Annotated in this window: 21 protein-coding genes and 3 tRNA genes; 9 read left to right on the top strand and 15 right to left on the bottom strand. The window is 33.5% G+C overall.

Annotated elements, in window-relative coordinates; all coding sequences use genetic code 11:
• Nucleotides 1-116 precede the first annotated feature (116 nt).
• The 9 genes from EV197_RS15975 to EV197_RS15935 all read right to left on the bottom strand — a co-directional run bounded on the left by EV197_RS15975 (nucleotide 117) and on the right by EV197_RS15935 (nucleotide 5951).
• Nucleotides 117-875 carry a hypothetical protein gene (locus EV197_RS15975; RefSeq protein ID WP_130287802.1) on the bottom strand — a complete coding sequence of 253 codons (759 nt, stop codon included), beginning with the start codon at nucleotides 873-875 and terminating at the stop codon, nucleotides 117-119.
• A gap of 212 nt (nucleotides 876-1087) precedes the next feature.
• Complete coding sequence (locus tag EV197_RS15970) at nucleotides 1088-2263, bottom strand: PIN domain-containing protein (RefSeq protein ID WP_130287801.1); 1176 nt, start codon at nucleotides 2261-2263, stop codon at nucleotides 1088-1090.
• 104 nt (nucleotides 2264-2367) lie between these two features.
• Nucleotides 2368-2721, bottom strand: a complete 354-nt coding sequence (locus EV197_RS15965; RefSeq protein ID WP_130287800.1) for a hypothetical protein — start codon at nucleotides 2719-2721, stop codon at nucleotides 2368-2370.
• 164 nt (nucleotides 2722-2885) lie between these two features.
• A complete protein-coding gene (locus tag EV197_RS15960; RefSeq protein WP_130287799.1) occupies nucleotides 2886-3509 on the bottom strand; it encodes a hypothetical protein in 624 nt (207 codons plus the stop codon).
• Nucleotides 3510-3577: 68 nt separating this feature from the next.
• On the bottom strand, nucleotides 3578-4057 hold the full coding sequence (locus EV197_RS15955) for a hypothetical protein (protein ID WP_130287798.1): 480 nt from the start codon (nucleotides 4055-4057) through the stop codon (nucleotides 3578-3580).
• Nucleotides 4058-4189: 132 nt separating this feature from the next.
• Nucleotides 4190-4915, bottom strand: a complete 726-nt coding sequence (locus EV197_RS15950; protein ID WP_130287797.1) for a hypothetical protein — start codon at nucleotides 4913-4915, stop codon at nucleotides 4190-4192.
• A gap of 611 nt (nucleotides 4916-5526) precedes the next feature.
• A tRNA-Arg gene (locus EV197_RS15945) sits at nucleotides 5527-5600 on the bottom strand.
• Between the two features lie 183 nt (nucleotides 5601-5783).
• A tRNA-Pro gene (locus EV197_RS15940) sits at nucleotides 5784-5858 on the bottom strand.
• A gap of 9 nt (nucleotides 5859-5867) precedes the next feature.
• Nucleotides 5868-5951 (bottom strand) — tRNA-Ser (locus EV197_RS15935).
• Nucleotides 5952-6206: 255 nt separating this feature from the next.
• On the opposite strand from EV197_RS15935, the gene EV197_RS15930 reads away from it, so the two are divergent.
• The 8 genes from EV197_RS15930 to EV197_RS15895 all read left to right on the top strand — a co-directional run bounded on the left by EV197_RS15930 (nucleotide 6207) and on the right by EV197_RS15895 (nucleotide 12024).
• On the top strand, nucleotides 6207-7823 hold the full coding sequence (locus tag EV197_RS15930; protein WP_130287796.1) for a hypothetical protein: 1617 nt from the start codon (nucleotides 6207-6209) through the stop codon (nucleotides 7821-7823).
• Nucleotides 7824-7829: 6 nt separating this feature from the next.
• On the top strand, nucleotides 7830-8306 hold the full coding sequence (locus tag EV197_RS15925; RefSeq protein ID WP_165389072.1) for a hypothetical protein: 477 nt from the start codon (nucleotides 7830-7832) through the stop codon (nucleotides 8304-8306).
• Nucleotides 8307-8457: 151 nt separating this feature from the next.
• A complete protein-coding gene (locus tag EV197_RS15920) occupies nucleotides 8458-8787 on the top strand; it encodes a YtxH domain-containing protein (RefSeq protein WP_130287794.1) in 330 nt (109 codons plus the stop codon).
• Nucleotides 8788-8853: 66 nt separating this feature from the next.
• The gene (locus EV197_RS15915; RefSeq protein WP_130287793.1) at nucleotides 8854-9333 is read left to right on the top strand and encodes a hypothetical protein; all 480 of its coding nucleotides are present in this window, start codon (nucleotides 8854-8856) and stop codon (nucleotides 9331-9333) included.
• 183 nt (nucleotides 9334-9516) lie between these two features.
• Nucleotides 9517-9939: a hypothetical protein gene (locus EV197_RS15910; protein ID WP_130287792.1), complete on the top strand. Its 423-nt coding sequence runs from the start codon at nucleotides 9517-9519 to the stop codon at nucleotides 9937-9939.
• Between the two features lie 5 nt (nucleotides 9940-9944).
• The gene (locus EV197_RS15905) at nucleotides 9945-10589 is read left to right on the top strand and encodes a hypothetical protein (RefSeq protein ID WP_130287791.1); all 645 of its coding nucleotides are present in this window, start codon (nucleotides 9945-9947) and stop codon (nucleotides 10587-10589) included.
• A complete protein-coding gene (locus EV197_RS15900) occupies nucleotides 10544-11341 on the top strand; it encodes a sensor histidine kinase (protein WP_130287790.1) in 798 nt (265 codons plus the stop codon). Before EV197_RS15905 ends, EV197_RS15900 begins: the two co-directional genes overlap by 46 nt.
• A 17-nt stretch (nucleotides 11342-11358) precedes the next feature.
• Nucleotides 11359-12024 (top strand): response regulator transcription factor, encoded by a 666-nt coding sequence (locus EV197_RS15895; RefSeq protein ID WP_130287789.1) that lies wholly within the window; start codon nucleotides 11359-11361, stop codon nucleotides 12022-12024.
• Nucleotides 12025-12029: 5 nt separating this feature from the next.
• Here EV197_RS15895 and EV197_RS15890 read toward each other — a convergent pair whose 3' ends face one another.
• The 4 genes from EV197_RS15890 to EV197_RS15875 all read right to left on the bottom strand — a co-directional run bounded on the left by EV197_RS15890 (nucleotide 12030) and on the right by EV197_RS15875 (nucleotide 15568).
• Nucleotides 12030-13214, bottom strand: a complete 1185-nt coding sequence (locus tag EV197_RS15890) for a THUMP-like domain-containing protein (protein WP_130287788.1) — start codon at nucleotides 13212-13214, stop codon at nucleotides 12030-12032.
• Nucleotides 13214-14320 (bottom strand): AI-2E family transporter, encoded by a 1107-nt coding sequence (locus EV197_RS15885; RefSeq protein ID WP_130287787.1) that lies wholly within the window; start codon nucleotides 14318-14320, stop codon nucleotides 13214-13216. The genes EV197_RS15890 and EV197_RS15885 overlap by 1 nt, the downstream gene beginning before the upstream one ends.
• A gap of 91 nt (nucleotides 14321-14411) precedes the next feature.
• The gene (locus tag EV197_RS15880; RefSeq protein ID WP_130287786.1) at nucleotides 14412-14921 is read right to left on the bottom strand and encodes a TrmH family RNA methyltransferase; all 510 of its coding nucleotides are present in this window, start codon (nucleotides 14919-14921) and stop codon (nucleotides 14412-14414) included.
• Nucleotides 14921-15568 carry a DUF4159 domain-containing protein gene (locus EV197_RS15875; RefSeq protein ID WP_130287785.1) on the bottom strand — a complete coding sequence of 216 codons (648 nt, stop codon included), beginning with the start codon at nucleotides 15566-15568 and terminating at the stop codon, nucleotides 14921-14923. The genes EV197_RS15880 and EV197_RS15875 overlap by 1 nt, the downstream gene beginning before the upstream one ends.
• Before the next feature lie 181 nt (nucleotides 15569-15749).
• Here EV197_RS15875 and EV197_RS17220 point away from each other — a divergent pair, with 181 nt between their 5' ends.
• The gene (locus EV197_RS17220; protein ID WP_242610756.1) at nucleotides 15750-16373 is read left to right on the top strand and encodes a hypothetical protein; all 624 of its coding nucleotides are present in this window, start codon (nucleotides 15750-15752) and stop codon (nucleotides 16371-16373) included.
• Nucleotides 16374-16425: 52 nt separating this feature from the next.
• On the opposite strand, the gene EV197_RS15860 is transcribed toward EV197_RS17220, so the two are convergent.
• Both EV197_RS15860 and tsaD read right to left on the bottom strand, forming a co-directional pair.
• Nucleotides 16426-17130 carry a 16S rRNA (uracil(1498)-N(3))-methyltransferase gene (locus EV197_RS15860; protein WP_130287784.1) on the bottom strand — a complete coding sequence of 235 codons (705 nt, stop codon included), beginning with the start codon at nucleotides 17128-17130 and terminating at the stop codon, nucleotides 16426-16428.
• Entirely contained in the window at nucleotides 17130-18152 is a 1023-nt protein-coding gene (gene tsaD, locus EV197_RS15855; RefSeq protein ID WP_130287783.1) for a tRNA (adenosine(37)-N6)-threonylcarbamoyltransferase complex transferase subunit TsaD, read from the bottom strand. The genes EV197_RS15860 and tsaD overlap by 1 nt, the downstream gene beginning before the upstream one ends.
• Nucleotides 18153-18195 lie beyond the last annotated feature (43 nt).

Below are 18195 nucleotides of genomic sequence, written 5' to 3'. Positions count from 1 at the left end.
ATTTGCCAACATTTAAACACTTAAAAATCAACACTATGAGATAATTAAAAATAAAATATTAAATTAGAGAAACCGGACTAAGGCTTTTCATAGGATACATTGTTGCCAGTAGTTTTTTATTCATAGTCAACCATTTTTATTTCTTCACAATTTATGTGTGTCGAAACAGTTTTGGATTCCACTTGATTAAATTCTATTATCTTTTTCCAAATTCCGTTGTCGTTTCTGTAAAGTCCTGTAAATCCATTTCCGTTACAACGTCTTTTTTTAAATACGGAAAGTATTGCATACTTTTTATTTTCTGAAAATATTGGTTTAGAAAAATGAAAATACACTGTCTCTTCCGGATTGTTTTTATCATCCATTTCCCAACTGTCAACAAAGTTCGAATATAGTTTTTTATTGCTCCAAATTCTGTTTTCACTCCACAACCATTTCTTTTTTAGAATTAATGTGTATGGCTCTTTATTTTTGATTAGACTATCATATTTTTTTTGGTCAATGTTGTATTTGACAAATTTTATTTTTTTTGTTTGTGGTGGTGACAAAATGTGATTGTAATTATAATCGTCGGAAACTAATTTTGCTTCATTTAGATTATAGTTTTTCCAGTTAACAGTTTCATTCTGTGGTTGTGCATAAATAAAGTTTTCTGGAAAGTCCTTGTCAACCATTTTTAATTCTCGAATTTGATAATTTTGTAATGAGTCATCTATCTTTTCTTGTTCTAGACTTTTAGGTACTAAAAAATAGTACTCAAAATTTTCAGGGATTTCGTAATTAGCAACTTGATTAATCAAATTCTCTATATCTGATTTTTGTCCAAATAAGTTCAGAGTGAAAAAGATTGATATTATGAATAGAGTTTGTTTCATTCAAATTACTGGTAACGGATTTCCATATGAAAAGTGTTGCAGAAAAACACACCAACTTTTCGGGTTAACACAGAGCCGAATTTTATATTTTGTTATTAACTTATCAATTTTAAAAGCCAAATTAAAAATTAGGCGGACTTTCTAAATATACACAAACCTTTCGGTTAAGCACTTATTAGCTATGTTTTATACACCGTGTTGGCAACAGTTTTTTAATCATAATCAAGTCCGTCAATCCAATCTTCTACATCTTCTTCACTAGGGATACTTGTATAAATACAATGAATGCTTATATCTTGATTATGCTCTTTATCCTCAAAATAAGCCTCAAATTCTAATTCAACAGTTATTGTAGTTGCTTTATCAATATTTGCATGTTTTCTTTCAAAATCTTCCCACGTGCGTTTAGTATATGAAATTGAACAAGAGAAATCAATATCGACATCCATTTGCAATATAATATCTCCTTCATCTTGACGGATAATAGAATAATCAAAAAACCTTAAACTCTCAACTTGGACATCTGAAACATCTAATTCAAACGATATTTCATCTATAAATTTTTCGGTAAATCTTTTCGCAATTTTTAATTCAATTAAACCTAGATTATCATTATAAATTTTGTCAATCCATTCAAGTTTTGCTTGATTTACATTTATTTCTCGATTGATAAGGTTTAAGATAGTCGAAACTTTATTTAATGGATAAATATTGTCGGAAGTATAATCTGATAAATCAGAATCACCACTAATTACGTATATTTTTTCATTGTTATCAAAACACCACTTTTCAATAGATTCAATAACTATTGCGTCTGGGAATTCATATTTTTTCTTTCCGTCTCCAAATGGTTTTTCACGATTGAAATATTTATCTAAAATGTTTTTTAACTCAATACCTTGATACGGAATAAGTTTTACTTTTCCTTTTTCTATAAAATCATTTAGTGATTGGTTAATCTTATTGAAATCAGTTTTAGAGTCTATTTTTGGCAGCTCAATATATTCTTTAAACCCTTCAATCTTTTTTAGGATTCTACCATTTCGGTGAACTTTTTTCTTGAATTCATTTACTTGATGTATAACAGTATTTATATCTTCTTTTATATTACTACGAATTTCATTTACCGTAATTTCAGTAAGATATAAAGTTACATCTTCGTTTCCACCGTGTTTTGCTAATTCAATTAGCTTAGCGTTGTGAAAATATCCGCTTCCAACAAATATTTCGGCATCTAAAAAAATGTTTTTTGTTTTCAGCATTATTGTTTTCTCAAATTGTTGCCAACGTTTAATATATGTGTCGTAGCAGGGCAAAATGTTATCTTGCTTTTTGATTTTTCTACGCATTGGTTGCTTCCCGATAGCTATTGGGCTTACTTTTTGCAAGCATTGCGCCTTACTAAAATACAACAACCATTCGATAGATCACTTTGCTGCTATGGCACATATATCGTGTTAGCAATATTTTTTTAATCCGTTAAATTTATATCTTATTCAGGTTTTATTTGGTAAACTTTCTTCATCCTTCTATTGTATCTCAGATTATTATAATTTGCAGTATACCAAGCTGTCCATGTATCATAATCATTTATAGTTGGAGGCGATTTTCCTGAGAATTCATAATCAGCTTCCGAATCATGTCCAGAAATTTTTTCCATAAACTCAGCAGAAGTAACTACTGATTCAACATTCTCCTTAGAATAAAAAAGATAATTTGAAATAACCTCCAAATGATATTCTATTTTCTTGCAAGCTTTTTTATCAGTACAATCGAATTTCGTACTAACACAAGATTGAAGTGTAATTAATATTCCAAATACTAATGTTGTTTTATTACGAATCAATAGAGTTATAATTTATTATTGCTAACGGTTTTGTGTATGGCACGTTGCGGGAAATCAGCTATGATTTTCCGCCGTAACCGAAAGATAGCAAATTGCAATGAATTCCGATTAGGAATTCAGCCGCAATGAGCTATACACGGTGTTGGCAGTAGTACTTTTTTCATTTACCAATCAGGTTTGTAAATTAATTCGTTAGTTGTCAATTTTCGTTTATAATATTTTTCAATTCCGTATGATGCTTGTGGACTTTTTAGGGTTTTAACGATTAAAGTATCGCTTATTATTTCAAATTCTTTTTTTGATTTAAATATTCCAGATTGTACGTGATGATAAGCAATTTGAATATTATTAATTTCAGAACAGGTTGAGTAAAATCCCATTTGCGCCTTTTTTGGATTTAATGCATCACCGCTATCAATTTTAATATCAATGAAAAATGCAACTTTGTTATCAGAATAAAACTTATATCCATTATAGTGAATTCCGTTCTTTTCAGGCCATTTATATTCAGTTAAATATATTACGGATGTGTCAATTTTTTCGAAAACTTTTTCGTCTTCACAATTTTTATTAGAAAATCTTATTTTATTAGGTCTTACAATTCCGTATTCATTTCGACTTGCACAATTCGTGAAGCAGATAATTACAAATATTAAAATAATGTTTCTGAAAAAGTTCAAATTTATGTCATTTTGGGTATTACTGCCAACGTTTAATATATGTGTTGTAGCAGGGCAAAATGTTACTTTGCTTTTCGATAGTTCTGCGCACTGGTTGCTAACTTTCATTTTCTGCAAGCATTGCGCCTTACCAAAAATTCAAGAACCATTGGATTGATCACTTTGCTGCTATGACATCATATATGTTGTTGTACGCTGGCTTTTTTTGTCCGTTTTATTATTCTTATCAGACTTGGAATAATTGAAATAATAGCACTTGAACCTATAATCAGTCCGTAATTTATTCCGTTCCAATGTAATTTTCTAATTCCATCATCACAAGCTGTGCATTCCACAACTTTGATATTCGCATCGATAGCAGAAATTCCGATTAAAGAAATTCCAAAAACCATTAAGCAAATAATTCCGTTTTTTAGAAATTCAGTTGGCTTTTTATTCAGATTCTCGAGCGTCAAAATCAAAGGCATTATTCCCAATGCTATACAATATGTTTTGTCAGAGAAGATATAAATATTCTTTCCGACAAATTTGATTTTATCAGACGTTGACCACTTAAAAATATCTTGAATTATTTCACGAAAAAAAGATTCGGTATACAATGCGATTCCAAATCCGATTCCAAATGCTAATATTCCGAGTATTATCTTTTTAATCAATTCTGAGTATTTTTTCTGCTTGCGTACAACGTCTCCGGCTATGAGTAGTTGCGTGGTTTAGCACTTAACTTTGCAAGTACACTCCAAACTGAAAATCCGCAAGGATTTTCAGAAGTAGGCGAGTACAAGCAATTACTTATAGCCATTGTTGGCAAATCGTTTTTTTAATTCTTCTTTCTCAATGGTTACGGTTTTTTCAATATAGTTTGTCCAAACATCTACCACTTTTCCCTTTTTTGTTAATTCAATTATATTATCTGAAATAATAATGAAACTATGCTTGTTTAATTTTTTCAGACGTTCATCTATTACATTAGGGTTTCGCTTTATTATTCCATCTATATGGAAAAGGTATTCAATTTCTTTCTTTAGTTTTTTTACTTTACAATGACCAGTTTCTCTTATTATTTTTTTCAGTTCCCAAATTAGATTACAATCCAATACATCAATGTGTCCAAGTCCGTATATTTCTACTTTTCCATTATTTTCTATAGTACGATTGAAAAATTCGAGTAATCCATTGAGTGAGTATATAATTTGGTCAAGCTTACAACTAAAATGGTCTAAAATTCTTTCTTCTCCAAGTATGTCTACCTTTAGCGCACTTCTTCCAAATCCGTTTGGGTCAGCATCAGTATGATAGTTTTCAATTAAGTCAGTTAGTTCAGATTCAATTATCTCTTTAGCTATAATTAAATTCTCTCCTTGAAGTACTTCTTCTGCAAAAAAGCCTATGTTTTTGTTATATCTGTGATTAAACTTTTGAATAAAAGGGTTCAAGTAAACTGTTAATTCAGATTCGGATGAACAAGAGCCACCTCCTTTATCAATATTATTTTTATAGACTATATATTTCATCAAATGTTTGCCAACGTAGGAATAAACACACCGGTGTGTTTATCTCCATTATATTTAATTCGTTCAAACGATTATAGTCGTTTGTAACTATATAGGATACTTTATATTGGATAAAGATAGAAATTTTTCAGCGAGCAAATTTTCTAAACAAAAAAGCCCTGCAACTGCAAGGCTTTTTGTGGTTTTTATAGGGATTACCTCCGGTTTTCCTTTGTGCTCCGTAGTCTAAATGAAAAGTAACAAATCATAGATTTGCACCTTTTTAGTTGTATTTCGATTTTTGAACACGTTCAAATCTCATTCTGCTAAAAGAGTACTTCAATAGGATTACCTCCGGTGTTCCTTTGAGCTCCGTAGTCTAAATGAAAAGTAACAAATAATAGATTTGCACCTTTTTAGTTGTATTTCGATGCTTGAACAAGTGCAAATCTCATTCTGCTAAAAGAGTACTTCAATAGGATTACCTCCGGTTTTCCTTTGAGCTCCGTAGTCTAAATGAAAAGTAACAAATCATAGATTTGCACCTTTTTAGTTGTATTTCGATGCTTGAACACGTTCAAATCTCATCCAACTAAAAAAGTCTGCAATTTTGCAGACTTTTCGTTCTTAAGTGATCGCGACAGGATTCGAACCTGTGACCGTCTGCTTAGAAGGCAGATGCTCTATCCAGCTGAGCTACGCGACCTGGATACTTTCCATAATGTTAAAGTAAGAAGTAAAAAACTCCATCCTTTATTTGTCGGGGTGGCAGGATTAATAACTTGATCCTGAAGAGCTATTACCAAATTAAAGTAAACTTTAATTTTCAAATAAATCTCTCGTTTTCTTAAGAAAGCAAGCTTTCTACAAAAACTCCACACTTTATTTGTCGGGGTGGCAGGATTCGAACCTGCGACCTCCTGCTCCCAAAGCAGGCGCGATGACCGGGCTACGCTACACCCCGAAAAATCTGCGGAGAGACGGGGATTCGAACCCCGGCGACACTTGCGCGTCGACAGATTAGCAATCTGCTCCATTACCACTCTGGCACCTCTCCTTTAAGATCTTTCTAAGAACTTCGCACTATGTTTTCAAATGCGGATGCAAATGTAGTTTTTATGAGACTACAATGCAACATTTTTTTGGCATAATTTTAGAATAAATCCAGATCGGTTTATAATTTTTTGAAAATCAGTTTTTTTCTTTTAAATAAATTATATTTTTAATGTTAAACCATATGCATATATCGTATGGTTATTTGTTTCATAAGAATCTTATCTTTGTCAAAACAGACCCTAAAAAAATAGTTAATATGACTACTTGTACATTGGCCAAACACTTTAATAGTTTACTATTCGGTTTACTTTTTATTGGATTTTCTCACCTTGCAACAGCACAGAAACCTGTATTGCTTGAGGATTTTAATTTTAAGACAGGAGAAAAATATAAAAGGATTAAAAACTTAAATTCCTATTTATTTGCTTCTGGGGATTATGTTGTGTCCCTAAAAAAGGATCGAAAAGATATCGTAGTACAGCGCTTTGCCTTAAAGGATTTAAAAGAAGATATAAAAAAACGTCAAACTATTGAGGACAAAGGGGATTTTCAAACCGCTATGTTATTGGGGGATAAAGTGGTCTCTTTTTATACCAATGGTGATAAATTGTATGCACAAAAAATAGCATTTTCTAAAATTGTTGCAGAACAACCCATTTTGGTTGGTAGCGATAAAGAAAATATTACGAATGATTTTGGTTTTAAAAGTACCTATGGGTTTGATGCGGGTGGTAGGATCAACAAATTTGGAATCAAAAAATCTCGCGATGGCTCTAGAGTAGTGGTGGTTTTTAGAATCAAAACTGATGATGATCGAGCAGATAAAATTGGGATCAGCGTGTATAGCACTTCGCTAGCTAAGATATGGAGTAGAAAAGTGACGATGCCGACGGCTAGTGGTCGGATGGAATATGAAGATTTTATGGTGGCCAATAATGGTGACTTTTATATGACAGCTTCTGTTTTTAATTCCAAAGACGCCGACAAAAACAAAATGGAAGCTACCTATAATACGGTATTGTACAAAATAACAGGGGATGAAAAAGATATTGTAGAAAGTCAGTTGACCTTAAATGGAAAGTCGGTTACCGACGCCGTTATTGAAGAAAATAAGGGAAAAGTCCTTATTGCTGGTTTTTATGCCGATAATGCCAATAAAAAAGAGAGTAGTGGTGCTTTTATTGCTCCTGTTGACAATACCGGAAAGATCAGCGCTACGAAACCCGCTAACTTCCCTGCAGAAAAAGTACAACAATTGTTAGCTGAACGCGAAGCCCGAATTGCAGAAGGCACACAGGATAAAGATGAAAAAATGGATTTTGAGAATCTTAAAGTCAATGAGATTGTATTCAGTGGGTCTAACGTAAATATATTTGGTGAGCAGCGATATGTTGAGGTATTTACCACTTCAAGCTCCTCTGGCTCCAGAACAACTTATAAATATTATTATCGCGACATCCTTGCATTGCAAATGTCTGATCAAGGAACTATAAATTGGATGCACTTATTACCCAAAGACCAAATAGGTGCTGTAGGTAAACGAAGTATGTCGTATATCAATCTCTTTAAAGAAGGGAAACACTATTTATTTTATATTGATGACTTCGTTAACTTAAAACGTTCTTTTGCAGAAAATCCACAACGTTATTATGACGGTAAAAAAGAATTTAACTATATGACCGCTTATATTATAAATGATAATACGGGTGAGGTTTCTAAAGAAGCGATATTAACGGGTAGTGATATTAGAAATGCCAGGCTAGATAATATAGAGCTGAGTAAACACGCTTCGCTGTCCGATGGATCACGCATTTTTGAGGTTTTTGATGGGAAAAAGAATTATCTTTTAGTTAAAGTTTCATATGAAAAATAAGAAGGGATGAGAGTTTTTGGCAGTTTGCTATTGATGATAATGATTATGACGCACAATTTATATGCACAAGATATGGAAGCGATTAGAGAGGGGTTTAAGAATGCGAGTAGTTCTGAATTAAAGTCAGACAGTTTTTTGGAACTTACAGAACGTGCTTATCAAGAAACAAAAACTCCTTTGATGCAAGGGTATTATGGAGTAGCCTTAGCGGTTAATGCATCTTTTGCAAATAATATTTTTTCTAAAATTGGAGATTTTAATAAGGGTAAAAAACAAATTGATAAAGCCATCTCCAAGGCAAAGGATAATATTGAACTGCGTATGATTCGACTTAGTGTACAAGCGAATGCTCCTAAAATTGCTGGGTATTACAAAAACATTGATGAAGATAAATCATTTTTGTTGTCCCATATTGATAAGGTTGAGGATAAAGAACTCAAACAATTTATCAAAGGGTTTATGGAGAACACTGATGTATTTTAACATTTACCCTTGTTATTAACACTTTCTTTCGTTAAAGCTTCTTAATTAGGGTTAAACCCCGTTAAATCAGTTGACATTTTTAATGTAGACGTTATCTTAATAATAGTTCTTAAGTGAACAAACAACAAGTCTAATTAAAAATTTATAACAAATGTCAAACACAACAAACACTTTATTAGGAGTATTAGCCGGAACCGCAGTAGGAGCAACTTTAGGAATATTGTTCGCGCCAGATAAAGGAAGTAAAACTCGTGAAAAAATACAAGATTCTGCGCTAAAAGCTAGAGATGAAATTTCAGATCGTGCCACTACTATTAGTGACGAATTAACTTCAAGATTTACATCTGAGAAAAAACAATTCCAGAAGGATTTAGATGGATTAGTAGATGATATGAGTATGAAGGCAGATGATGTTATTACCTCGCTAGAAAAAAAGTTAGAAACTATGAAAGAGCGTAACAATAAGATTAGTGCCAACTAGTCATTACCTAATGGCTATATGATCTAAAATTAACTAACTATTACACTAACTTTAAAAAACCACGCAATGAAAAATATTAAATCTATTTTCTTAGCACTAATTTTTATTCTTCCACTTACTATTTCAGCTCAAAAAAATCCAACAGAGGTGTCAAAGAAAACGATAGTAAAGACTTACGAAGTTGAAAAAGGAGATATTACCATACCGTTTAAAGTAAAAATTAAAAATAAGGTAATGCAACCTGTAAAACTAAAGAAGAAAGATAAGAATAAATTAAATCAAGACAGAGTAGCGAATGCTGATGAGATGGTGACAAAATCCATTTGGATTAACTCTGATTATGATAAAACCTATGATAAGTATATTGAATTATCCTATGTAAAAGATGCTGATGATGATTTTGTAATTGAAGCCAGCGAAGTAGGATTTGATATCAAGGTAAGAGGAAATGTAATGAATTATTCAATTTTAGAAAAAGACTATTACATTGACGATGCTTATAAAGATTTCTTTATCGTCAAAGATGATATTGACGAAGTCAAGTAAGCGCGAAATATAAAAGCAATTTAGTAGAATGCCCAGATAAGTTTTTATTAGACTTGTTTGGGCATTCTCATTTTTAATGATGAATTATTTTTCCGTGGTTCATTGCGTATTGTATCGTAAAATAGAAAGAAGAACAAGATATTTATTCTATTTTTAAGCTTTAAAACTAAAACATATTACACAATGAATCCAAACAACGAAAACATTATTGATAAACAAACAGCCATTGATTGGACTACAGCTTGGCGATCTCAACACCCCAATGCAGCTAAGGCGTTTTTAATCCCTGCAGCAGATTTTGTAGAAATACTCAATGAAATCGGTGTTTTAGATGATGCAACTGCAGCACAGGCACAAGCTACTGCTAATCGTTTAGAAGCCAATATAAGAGGGTATCTTGGTGTCGATGGAAGTACAAATAAAATGATTTTTGTAGGAACAGAAAAAGATAAACAGGGGATCTATCGCGATATTATTGATGGTAAAATAGATGGTAAAGATAATCAACAGGCAAGAACTGTGGGTAGTGGTAATACCTCTAGTGGTATTTTTGACTTAACTACACCCTGTCCACCGGTTTGTGATCCGGATAGTCCACTAAGCTAAGTACTATGGATTTTATCAAGGGCTTTGGTTATGTAGCCACTTTTTTATTGCTTGTTAATGCAATACTATATATAAAGATCTTGCCCAGACAGGGCAAGGTCTTTACATTTTTTACCATTTATTTGATAGGTGTTCTTATTATCCAGGTTTTGAATAATGTTTTAGGTCCTGTATTACACCTTCCTAACTTATTCCTTTCCAATATCTACTTGGTTTTTCAGTTTATTATGTTGAGTTTGCTTTATCAAAAGTTGCTTAATTTTAAACCTATTTTGGTGATAGGAGGACTGGTAGTATTCCTGTTGATGTTGCAATACAGCAACAACCCAGAGTTATTAACCAAATACAATGTGATTGGTTTAAGTTCAACACAGGCCATACTGACCATTTATTGCATTGCGTACTTGTTTACAACGGTTAATCAAAAAGATCCTGATCTTTTAGTGGTCAATATTGGACTTTTACTGTACTTGGTAAGTAGCACGCTGATTTTTGCTTCAGGAAACCTGGTATTTAACCTAAATATCCCTAAAGAATCCTATCTTTTGCTATTGAAATTAAATGCAGTTTTATACCTTATATTTCAAATTCTAATTCTTATCGAATGGAGAAAGATATATTACAAGAAGATGCTCAAATCATCGTCATAATTTTGATTGCAATATTGGTGCTTTTAGTTATGGCCGGAGCATTGATATTGTTTTTTTTCTTTTCGAGAAAAAAGATAAGTAATGCAGAGTTAGAAAAAGCAACCCTCGCTTTGGCATACCAAAAGGAATTGTTGCATACCACTATCGAAACTCAAGAAAAGGAACGTAAACGTATTGCACAGGATTTACACGACGCAATTAGTTCAAAATTAAATGTAGTAAGCTTGAGTACAAACGTGCTTATCGATGGGCAGATAGAACAGGAAGAGGAAAAAGAAACGCTCCATCGGATCTTGGACATTACCACAAATACTTTAGAGAGTTCTCGCAGATTAGCTCACAATTTACTGCCTCCAATTTTAGAAAATTTTGGACTACAAGCAGCAATAGAAGAGCTTTGCGATGAGTTTAGCAGTAGTAAAAAGGTGACAGTCAGTTATGATATCAGCTACCAGGACTCATTATCAAAAAATGATGAGCTGCATCTTTTTAGAATACTTCAGGAATTACTAAATAATTCAGTACGCCACGGTAAAGCCTCATCTGTAGATTTAACAATTACAGACACAGATGTTTTAAGTTTACACTATGTGGATAATGGTACTGGGTTTGATATCAATTTAGTAGGCAAGAATAAAGGAATAGGATTAAAAAATATAGAAAGTAGGGTTGAGATATTGGAAGGTTCAATAGATTATCACAGTACTCCGGGTCAGGGTGCTGAATTTAATATTTCAATTACTCATTCGTAACTAATAGACACGTACTCATGAAAAAAGATATCATATTAGCCATTGCAGATGATGAAACCTTATTTAGACAAGGCCTTGTTATGGTATTGTCCAAAGAGCCCAACATACAGATAACGCTACAAGCAGAAAACGGTAATGATCTATTAAAACAATTGGAAACCGGAACTTTACCTGAAATCATCTTGATGGATCTTAAAATGCCTGATCTCAATGGAGTAGAGGCGACCAAACTGATTAGAAAACAATACCCAAAAATCAAGATAATAGCCTTAACAAGCTATTACTCTAAACCTTTTATAAAGAATATGATAGATCAGGGGGCTGTGGCTTACCTGGCCAAAAATGCTGCTCCACAGGAAGTGATACATACCATAAATCAGGTAGCCATAAAAGGTTTTTATTATGATAAAAATGTGATGAAAATATTGGAGGAGTCCTCACTTAAAAGTAATAAACATAAAAATACAAGTGATGACTTTTTAACCCGCCGCGAGCGCGAAGTATTGAAACAAATTTGTCAGCAGAAAACTACGGCCGAAATTGCGGATACGCTTTTTATAAGTCCCAGAACGGTAGAAGGACACCGTAATAATCTTTTGCTAAAAACAGGATCTAAAAACATAGCTGGCTTAGTCATCTTCGCTATAGAAAATCAGGTGTTTTTCAGTAATGAAGAATTGTAAATACTTTAGTGTTTATGGCAGTGAATTACAATTTTTTGATTATCCATATTAGTGGTGAAAAATAAATAATCAGTACCTCCCTCTTTAATTTTTAATTTCTTTCTTAGTTGTGCAACTGGTAGCGGAAAATTACGTGTAGTTATATTCGATTTTTGAACATTCAGCTGTTGAATATGCTTTTTTTGATAAGGAACAACTTTGTTAATTTTAAAAATACGACCAGGGAATTCTTGGATTAATTTTTGGTTAGTGTACAAATGCGAATGTTGGTGCAGTTTTCTTAATGCATAGCTTCTACCAATACTTGAAAAGGCTCCTGCTTTCATAATAGCTGCATTGGGTTCGTAGAGAAAGGTCTCGGGTAAGCCGAATTCAGGTTCAATTGATTTTTCCGTATTAGGATCAAAGGTATAGCTGTGTACATCCTTATTTGTAATATTCACTGCTGTAATTTGCATCTCAGCATCGAAGTCCTTTTTTAACACCCATAACAGCTCCTTGACTTCATTGTTTAGAGCTACTACATAAATGGATGCTATTTGCGCTAGTTCTTCAATCCCAGCTTTGATATCCAATAACGGAGCTGTTTTTAGTAAGATGTTATCGGCTTTTGAAAACAAATATGATAAATGTACCGGCACATTAGGGATACAATCCCGTAGAAAGAACACCTTGCCTTTTGTTTCGTTCCTTCTTGATGGATCAATATAAATCCAATCGAGATTTAATTCTTTTTCTAACTCCTGTAACCCATCCTTGTTTTTTGCTTTGATGTTTTTTGCACCCAGAACCTCAAAATTGTGTTTTGCTATTGTGCTCAATTCAGTATGAAGCTCACAGTGAATAACCTCTGTAACTTTTTTGGAAAAGAAATAACTATCGATTCCCAAGCCCCCTGTAATGTCAATGAGTTTTTTACCGGAGACCAATTCACTTTTAAATAATGCAGTGGATTGTGACGAAGTTTGTTCTAAGTTTAATTTTGGAGGATAATAGATAGTATTGGTGTGATAAAGCTCAGGGAATTTTTGCTTTGCAATTTTTTTACCTTGCATTTGTTGGGCAAGTTCTTGAACGGTAATATTTTCAAAAGGACTCCCGGCAAGTATAACTTTATTGAGATCTATGGAATCTTCAACTTGATTTGTTATATATTCCTGTACTTCTTTATGTAGTAATCGAGGATTCACTAAATATCTTTGGTCAATTTTTTTACCACTTTATACTCAGATAAAAACTCTTTGGCGATCACTTTTAAAGCTGTATAGGTAGGTATAGCTACAATCATACCACCAATCCCGAATAATAATCCACCAATTATGATGATTAGGAAAATCTCTAGCGGATGGGAGCGCACGCTATTTCCAAAAATAACAGGTTGATTTATGAAATTATCAATAAGTTGTACGAACATATAGCCCACAACAATATAAATAAGTTTGGGTAATATAAAGGTAGAAAAATCCATACCCAGGTTACTCGTTGTAACCAGTACAACAATAAAAAGTCCTCCGGCAAGAGGACCGATATAAGGTATGATATTAAAAATGGCAGCTATCAGTGCTATGGCGATTGCGTTTTTGATTCCAAAAACTAGGAGCAGGATGGTGTATAACACAAAAATAATAGTGATCTGAAGCAATAAACCCACAAAATAGCGAGATAGTAATCTTTTAATCTTATTAAAAGCGTTCTTGAATCGTAATTCATCCGTTTTAGGCACTAGGGCAACTAAACTTCCTTCTAGTAATTTGCTGTCTTTGAGTAAAAAGAAGGAAATGAAAAGTATTGAAAATACTCCTATAACAACCGATCCAAAAATATCCAAAAAAGAATTAATGGTATCTGGTATGGATCTAAAGTTAATAAAATCGATCAGATCAGATCTTCGCATTAATTCCACAAAAGAAACTTCTCCAAAATTAAAATACGCACTTGCCTGTCGATTTAATTGTTCAATATCGTCTCCAAAGTTTTTAAGGTTTATTTCGCCAACCACCTGAGCCTGTTCTATGACTATAGGTATAAATAAGGTAAAGAAACCTGTAAAAATCAACCCAATGATTACAAGGGTGCAGACAGCAGCAGAGGTGTCATTAAATTTCAATCTTTTTTTAAAGAAAACTGCCAAAGGTCTTCCCATTAATGAAATTACAGAAGCGAAAGCTAAATAAATGATAACGGATTGTATCTTATACAAAAAAAAGAGTAGCAATACGATACCTGTAATGATTCCTACAGCTTTTAAGATTCCATAGGCAATGGCTTTTGAAGTGACTTGCTTGTGTTTGCTCATTTATACTTTAAATTATAATCTAAGGTAAGTATTCTTTTAAATTTATTAATAGGTTAGGGTTTAAAAAAGAACCTAATAGGTTTTCACCACCTCAGGTTAGTTGATTTGTCAGTTCGTATAAGGCTATACCCGTCGCAGTAGCGACATTCATACTACTGTTATTGCCATACATATTAATATGTGTTATACAGTCTGCCAGTTGTAGTAAATCTTCAGCAATGCCAAAGTTTTCTTCACCAATGATAAGTGCAATTTTAGACAATTTGGGCAATCGCAGCTGTTGTATCGGAGTACTGTTTTGGGTAATTTCCAAGGCGACGATGTAGTATCCGTTTTCTTTTAAAGTCTTAAGGGTATTGACGCTATTTTCATGAATCTGATGCGGTACTATTTGGTGCGTAGACCTTGCAGTACGAATCATTCTTTTGCTTATTATTGTTAGGTTTTTACCACAAAATAAAATTTGTTCCACTCCAAAACTGTCTGCAACCCTGAAGATACTACCAATGTTAGCTGGGCTATTGACCCGGTCACACAAAATCGTTATAGGAAAATGTTTTTTAACAAATTCGGTATTATTGTGGTGAAGTTGGGTATTCATTAATTCTCGAAAGCGTATTTGATAATATTAGCACCCATCTTTAAGGCTTGCAGGCGAACTTGCTCCGGATCATTATGAACTTCTTGATTTTCCCAACCATCCCCTAAATCACTTTCAAAAGTAAATAAAAGGATCAAGCGGTCCTCGTGATATAATCCTAATGCCTGTGGTCGATTGCCATCGTGTTCGTGTATCTTAGGGAGTCCATTGGGGAATTTAAAAAATACAGAAAAAATAGGATGATCAACAGACAATTCTTCCAGCTCTTTATCCGGAAATACTTTTTTGAGTTCTCTTTTTACGTAAGGCTCCATTCCATAATTATCATCAATATGCAAAAAACCACCACTCAAAAGGTAATTTCTTAAATTCTCGATATCTTGTTCGGTAAAAAAGACATTGCCGTGGCCAGTCATATGGATATAAGGAAATTGAAATATATCAGTACTTTCAGGTTTTACTGTGGCAGGGTCGGCGTCAATACGGGTGTTTATATTTTGATTACAAAAATTAATCAAGTTGGGTAGGGCAGTAGGGTTACTGTACCAATCACCGCCACCATTATAATGCAGTACCGCAATTTCTTGCGCTGTTGTAGTTAACCCAAACAATAGTATACAATATAGAACCAGTTTACGTAGTAGCATGCAGTTTCAATTAATGTCAAAAATACTAAAATAATGTAGACGGCATAGTAGTTTATCCTCCTGTTAACAAAGCTTTTTAGATAAGATATTGCATTTTAGCATTACCAAAAATTATTGAGCGTCTAAATTATTGCCTTAGAAGTATTAAAATACTTCATTATATTATACCAAAATTACACAAATGAAATTAGTTGAGCCATACCAGAGCGTAGACGAGGCAATGAAAGAACTTGATAACGGAGGTAGATTTTATAACCTGTGGACAAAAGCTGATGACGGGGTAATTAGCAGTGCTGAGTTAGCAAAAGTAGCAGGTATTTTTAGCGATAAACAAAAAATGGTATTATACCTACAGATGGCGATGTGTAAGTTGTCTGCTGATCAGAAAACTTCAATAATTGCTAATTTGGAGGATAGTTTAAAACAATCTTTTGGGGATCACAAAGTAGAGGCGATTCTTAATTGTTTACCTACTACTGCTATGGAGTTAGGAAAAAATGTAATGATCAAGGGAACTCCAAAACAAATAGAATCCAAATCCGATTTTAATGGTTTTATTATGGTTCCCATCATGACAGGTAGTGTGACTACATTTTCTATGATTCCCATAATTGATCAGTATGAGGTGTATGAAATTCGATCAGAAACTGATGAAAAATTTACCTTGGCTCACGCTAAGGGTGCTCATTTACCAGAAGAAGAATTGATCGTTGGAGGCGTAATAAAAGAACTAAAGGCCTCAAAAAATGATGATGAAGCTGCTAAATTTTTCGTAGAGGCAGTGTATTATGCTAAAGCAAAGTAAAAGTAAATAACTAGTAAGTTATAGCTTTTGATAAAAAATCTAAGCTATAATCCTATTCATTCAACAATGCAACGGTGTGCACACCAACTATAGCGGCAGTTTCTGTTCGTAATCGTGTTTCTCCTAATGAGACTGGTAAGTATTCTTGTTCTAATGCGAGTTGAATTTCGTTTGCAGAGAAATCACCTTCCGGACCAATTAATAAAACAAGATCCTTGTCTTTTTCCAATACTTGTTTAAAGGTTTTTTTCTGGGTCTCTTCACAATGTGCAATAAAGCGTTGTCCCTTAACATCTTTTGCCATAAACTCTGAGAAGGATTGTACTTTGTTTAATTTAGGCAAATAGGTTTGCAAAGATTGTTTCATAGCACTTTGTAATATACGCTCAAACCGCTCTTCTTTGATCACTTTGCGCTCACTGTGATCGCAAATTATTGGACTAATTTCATCAATACCAATTTCTGTAGCTTTTTCTAAAAACCACTCGAACCGATCGTTCATTTTAGTGGGTGCAACAGCGAGATGAACGTGGTAAGAGCGTTGTGGTTTCTTTTCTTTGGAAATGATCTTTGTGCTACACTTATTGATATTTGGGTCTATTACCTGGACCAAAAACAAATCACCTCTACCGTTAGTAATATAGAGTATATCATCTATTTTCTTTCTGAGCACTTTTACAATATGCTTGCTCTCCTCTCTATCAAAAGTGACCTCTGACTGGCTGGCGTGTATATCTGGATTATAAAAGAGTTGCATTATATTTTTATTCTAGCTTTGGCGACAATACTAATATCCGAAAAATCTTGTTGTAAATATTTTAAGTAACCTACAATTCCTATCATAGCGGCATTATCTGTAGTATATTCAAATTTTGGTATAAAAGTTTGCCAGCCATATTTTTGTTCTCCTTCCTTTAGTGCTTTTCGTATTGCAGAATTCGCGGATACCCCACCACCTATGGCTATAGATTTTATACCAGTGTGTTTTACCGCTTTTTTAAGTTTGTCCACTAAAATGTTGACAATAGTATATTGAATTGATGCACAAATATCGTGGAGATGCTCTTCAATAAAACTAGGGTTTTGATCCACTTCTTTTTGAATAAAGTAAAGAATAGCTGTTTTAAGACCGCTAAAGCTAAAATTCAATTCTTTTACTTTGGGTTTAGGAAAGGGAAATGCCTTGGGATCTCCATGTTGTGCATATTTATCAATCAGAGGTCCACCGGGATATGGTAATCCTAAAATTTTGGCACTTTTGTCAAAGGCTTCACCGACTGCATCGTCAATAGTTTCGCCAATGACTTCCATATCAAAATAATCAGTAACCTTTACAATTTGAGTATGGCCACCGCTGATGGTCAAGGCTAAAAAAGGAAATTCTGGTACTGGATACTCCTGCTCTTTAATAAAGTGAGCTAAGATATGGGCTTGCATATGATTAACATCAATAAGAGGAATATCCAATGCTAGGGCTAAGGATTTTGCAAAAGAAGTACCTACTAATAAGGAACCCATTAAACCAGGTCCTCGCGTAAATGCAATGGCTTGTAAATCTTCTTTCTTAACTTTAGCTTGTTTCAGCGCCTGATCAATAACCGGGACAATATTCTGTTGATGAGCTCTTGAAGCTAACTCCGGCACTACACCTCCATACAATTCGTGTATTTTTTGTGATGCAACAACATTAGATAAAACCACGTCATTACATAACACAGCTGCACTGGTGTCATCGCAGGATGATTCTATGGCTAGTATGTATATTTTTTGTGAGCTCATTATGAGGAAAAGGGCATAGAAATTGTTAATATTGTCAGCAAAG

The sequence above is a fragment of the Aquimarina brevivitae genome, assembly GCF_004216895.1.
GTDB lineage: Bacteria > Bacteroidota > Bacteroidia > Flavobacteriales > Flavobacteriaceae > Aquimarina > Aquimarina brevivitae.
This window is presented reverse-complemented; position numbering and strand designations above follow the sequence as displayed.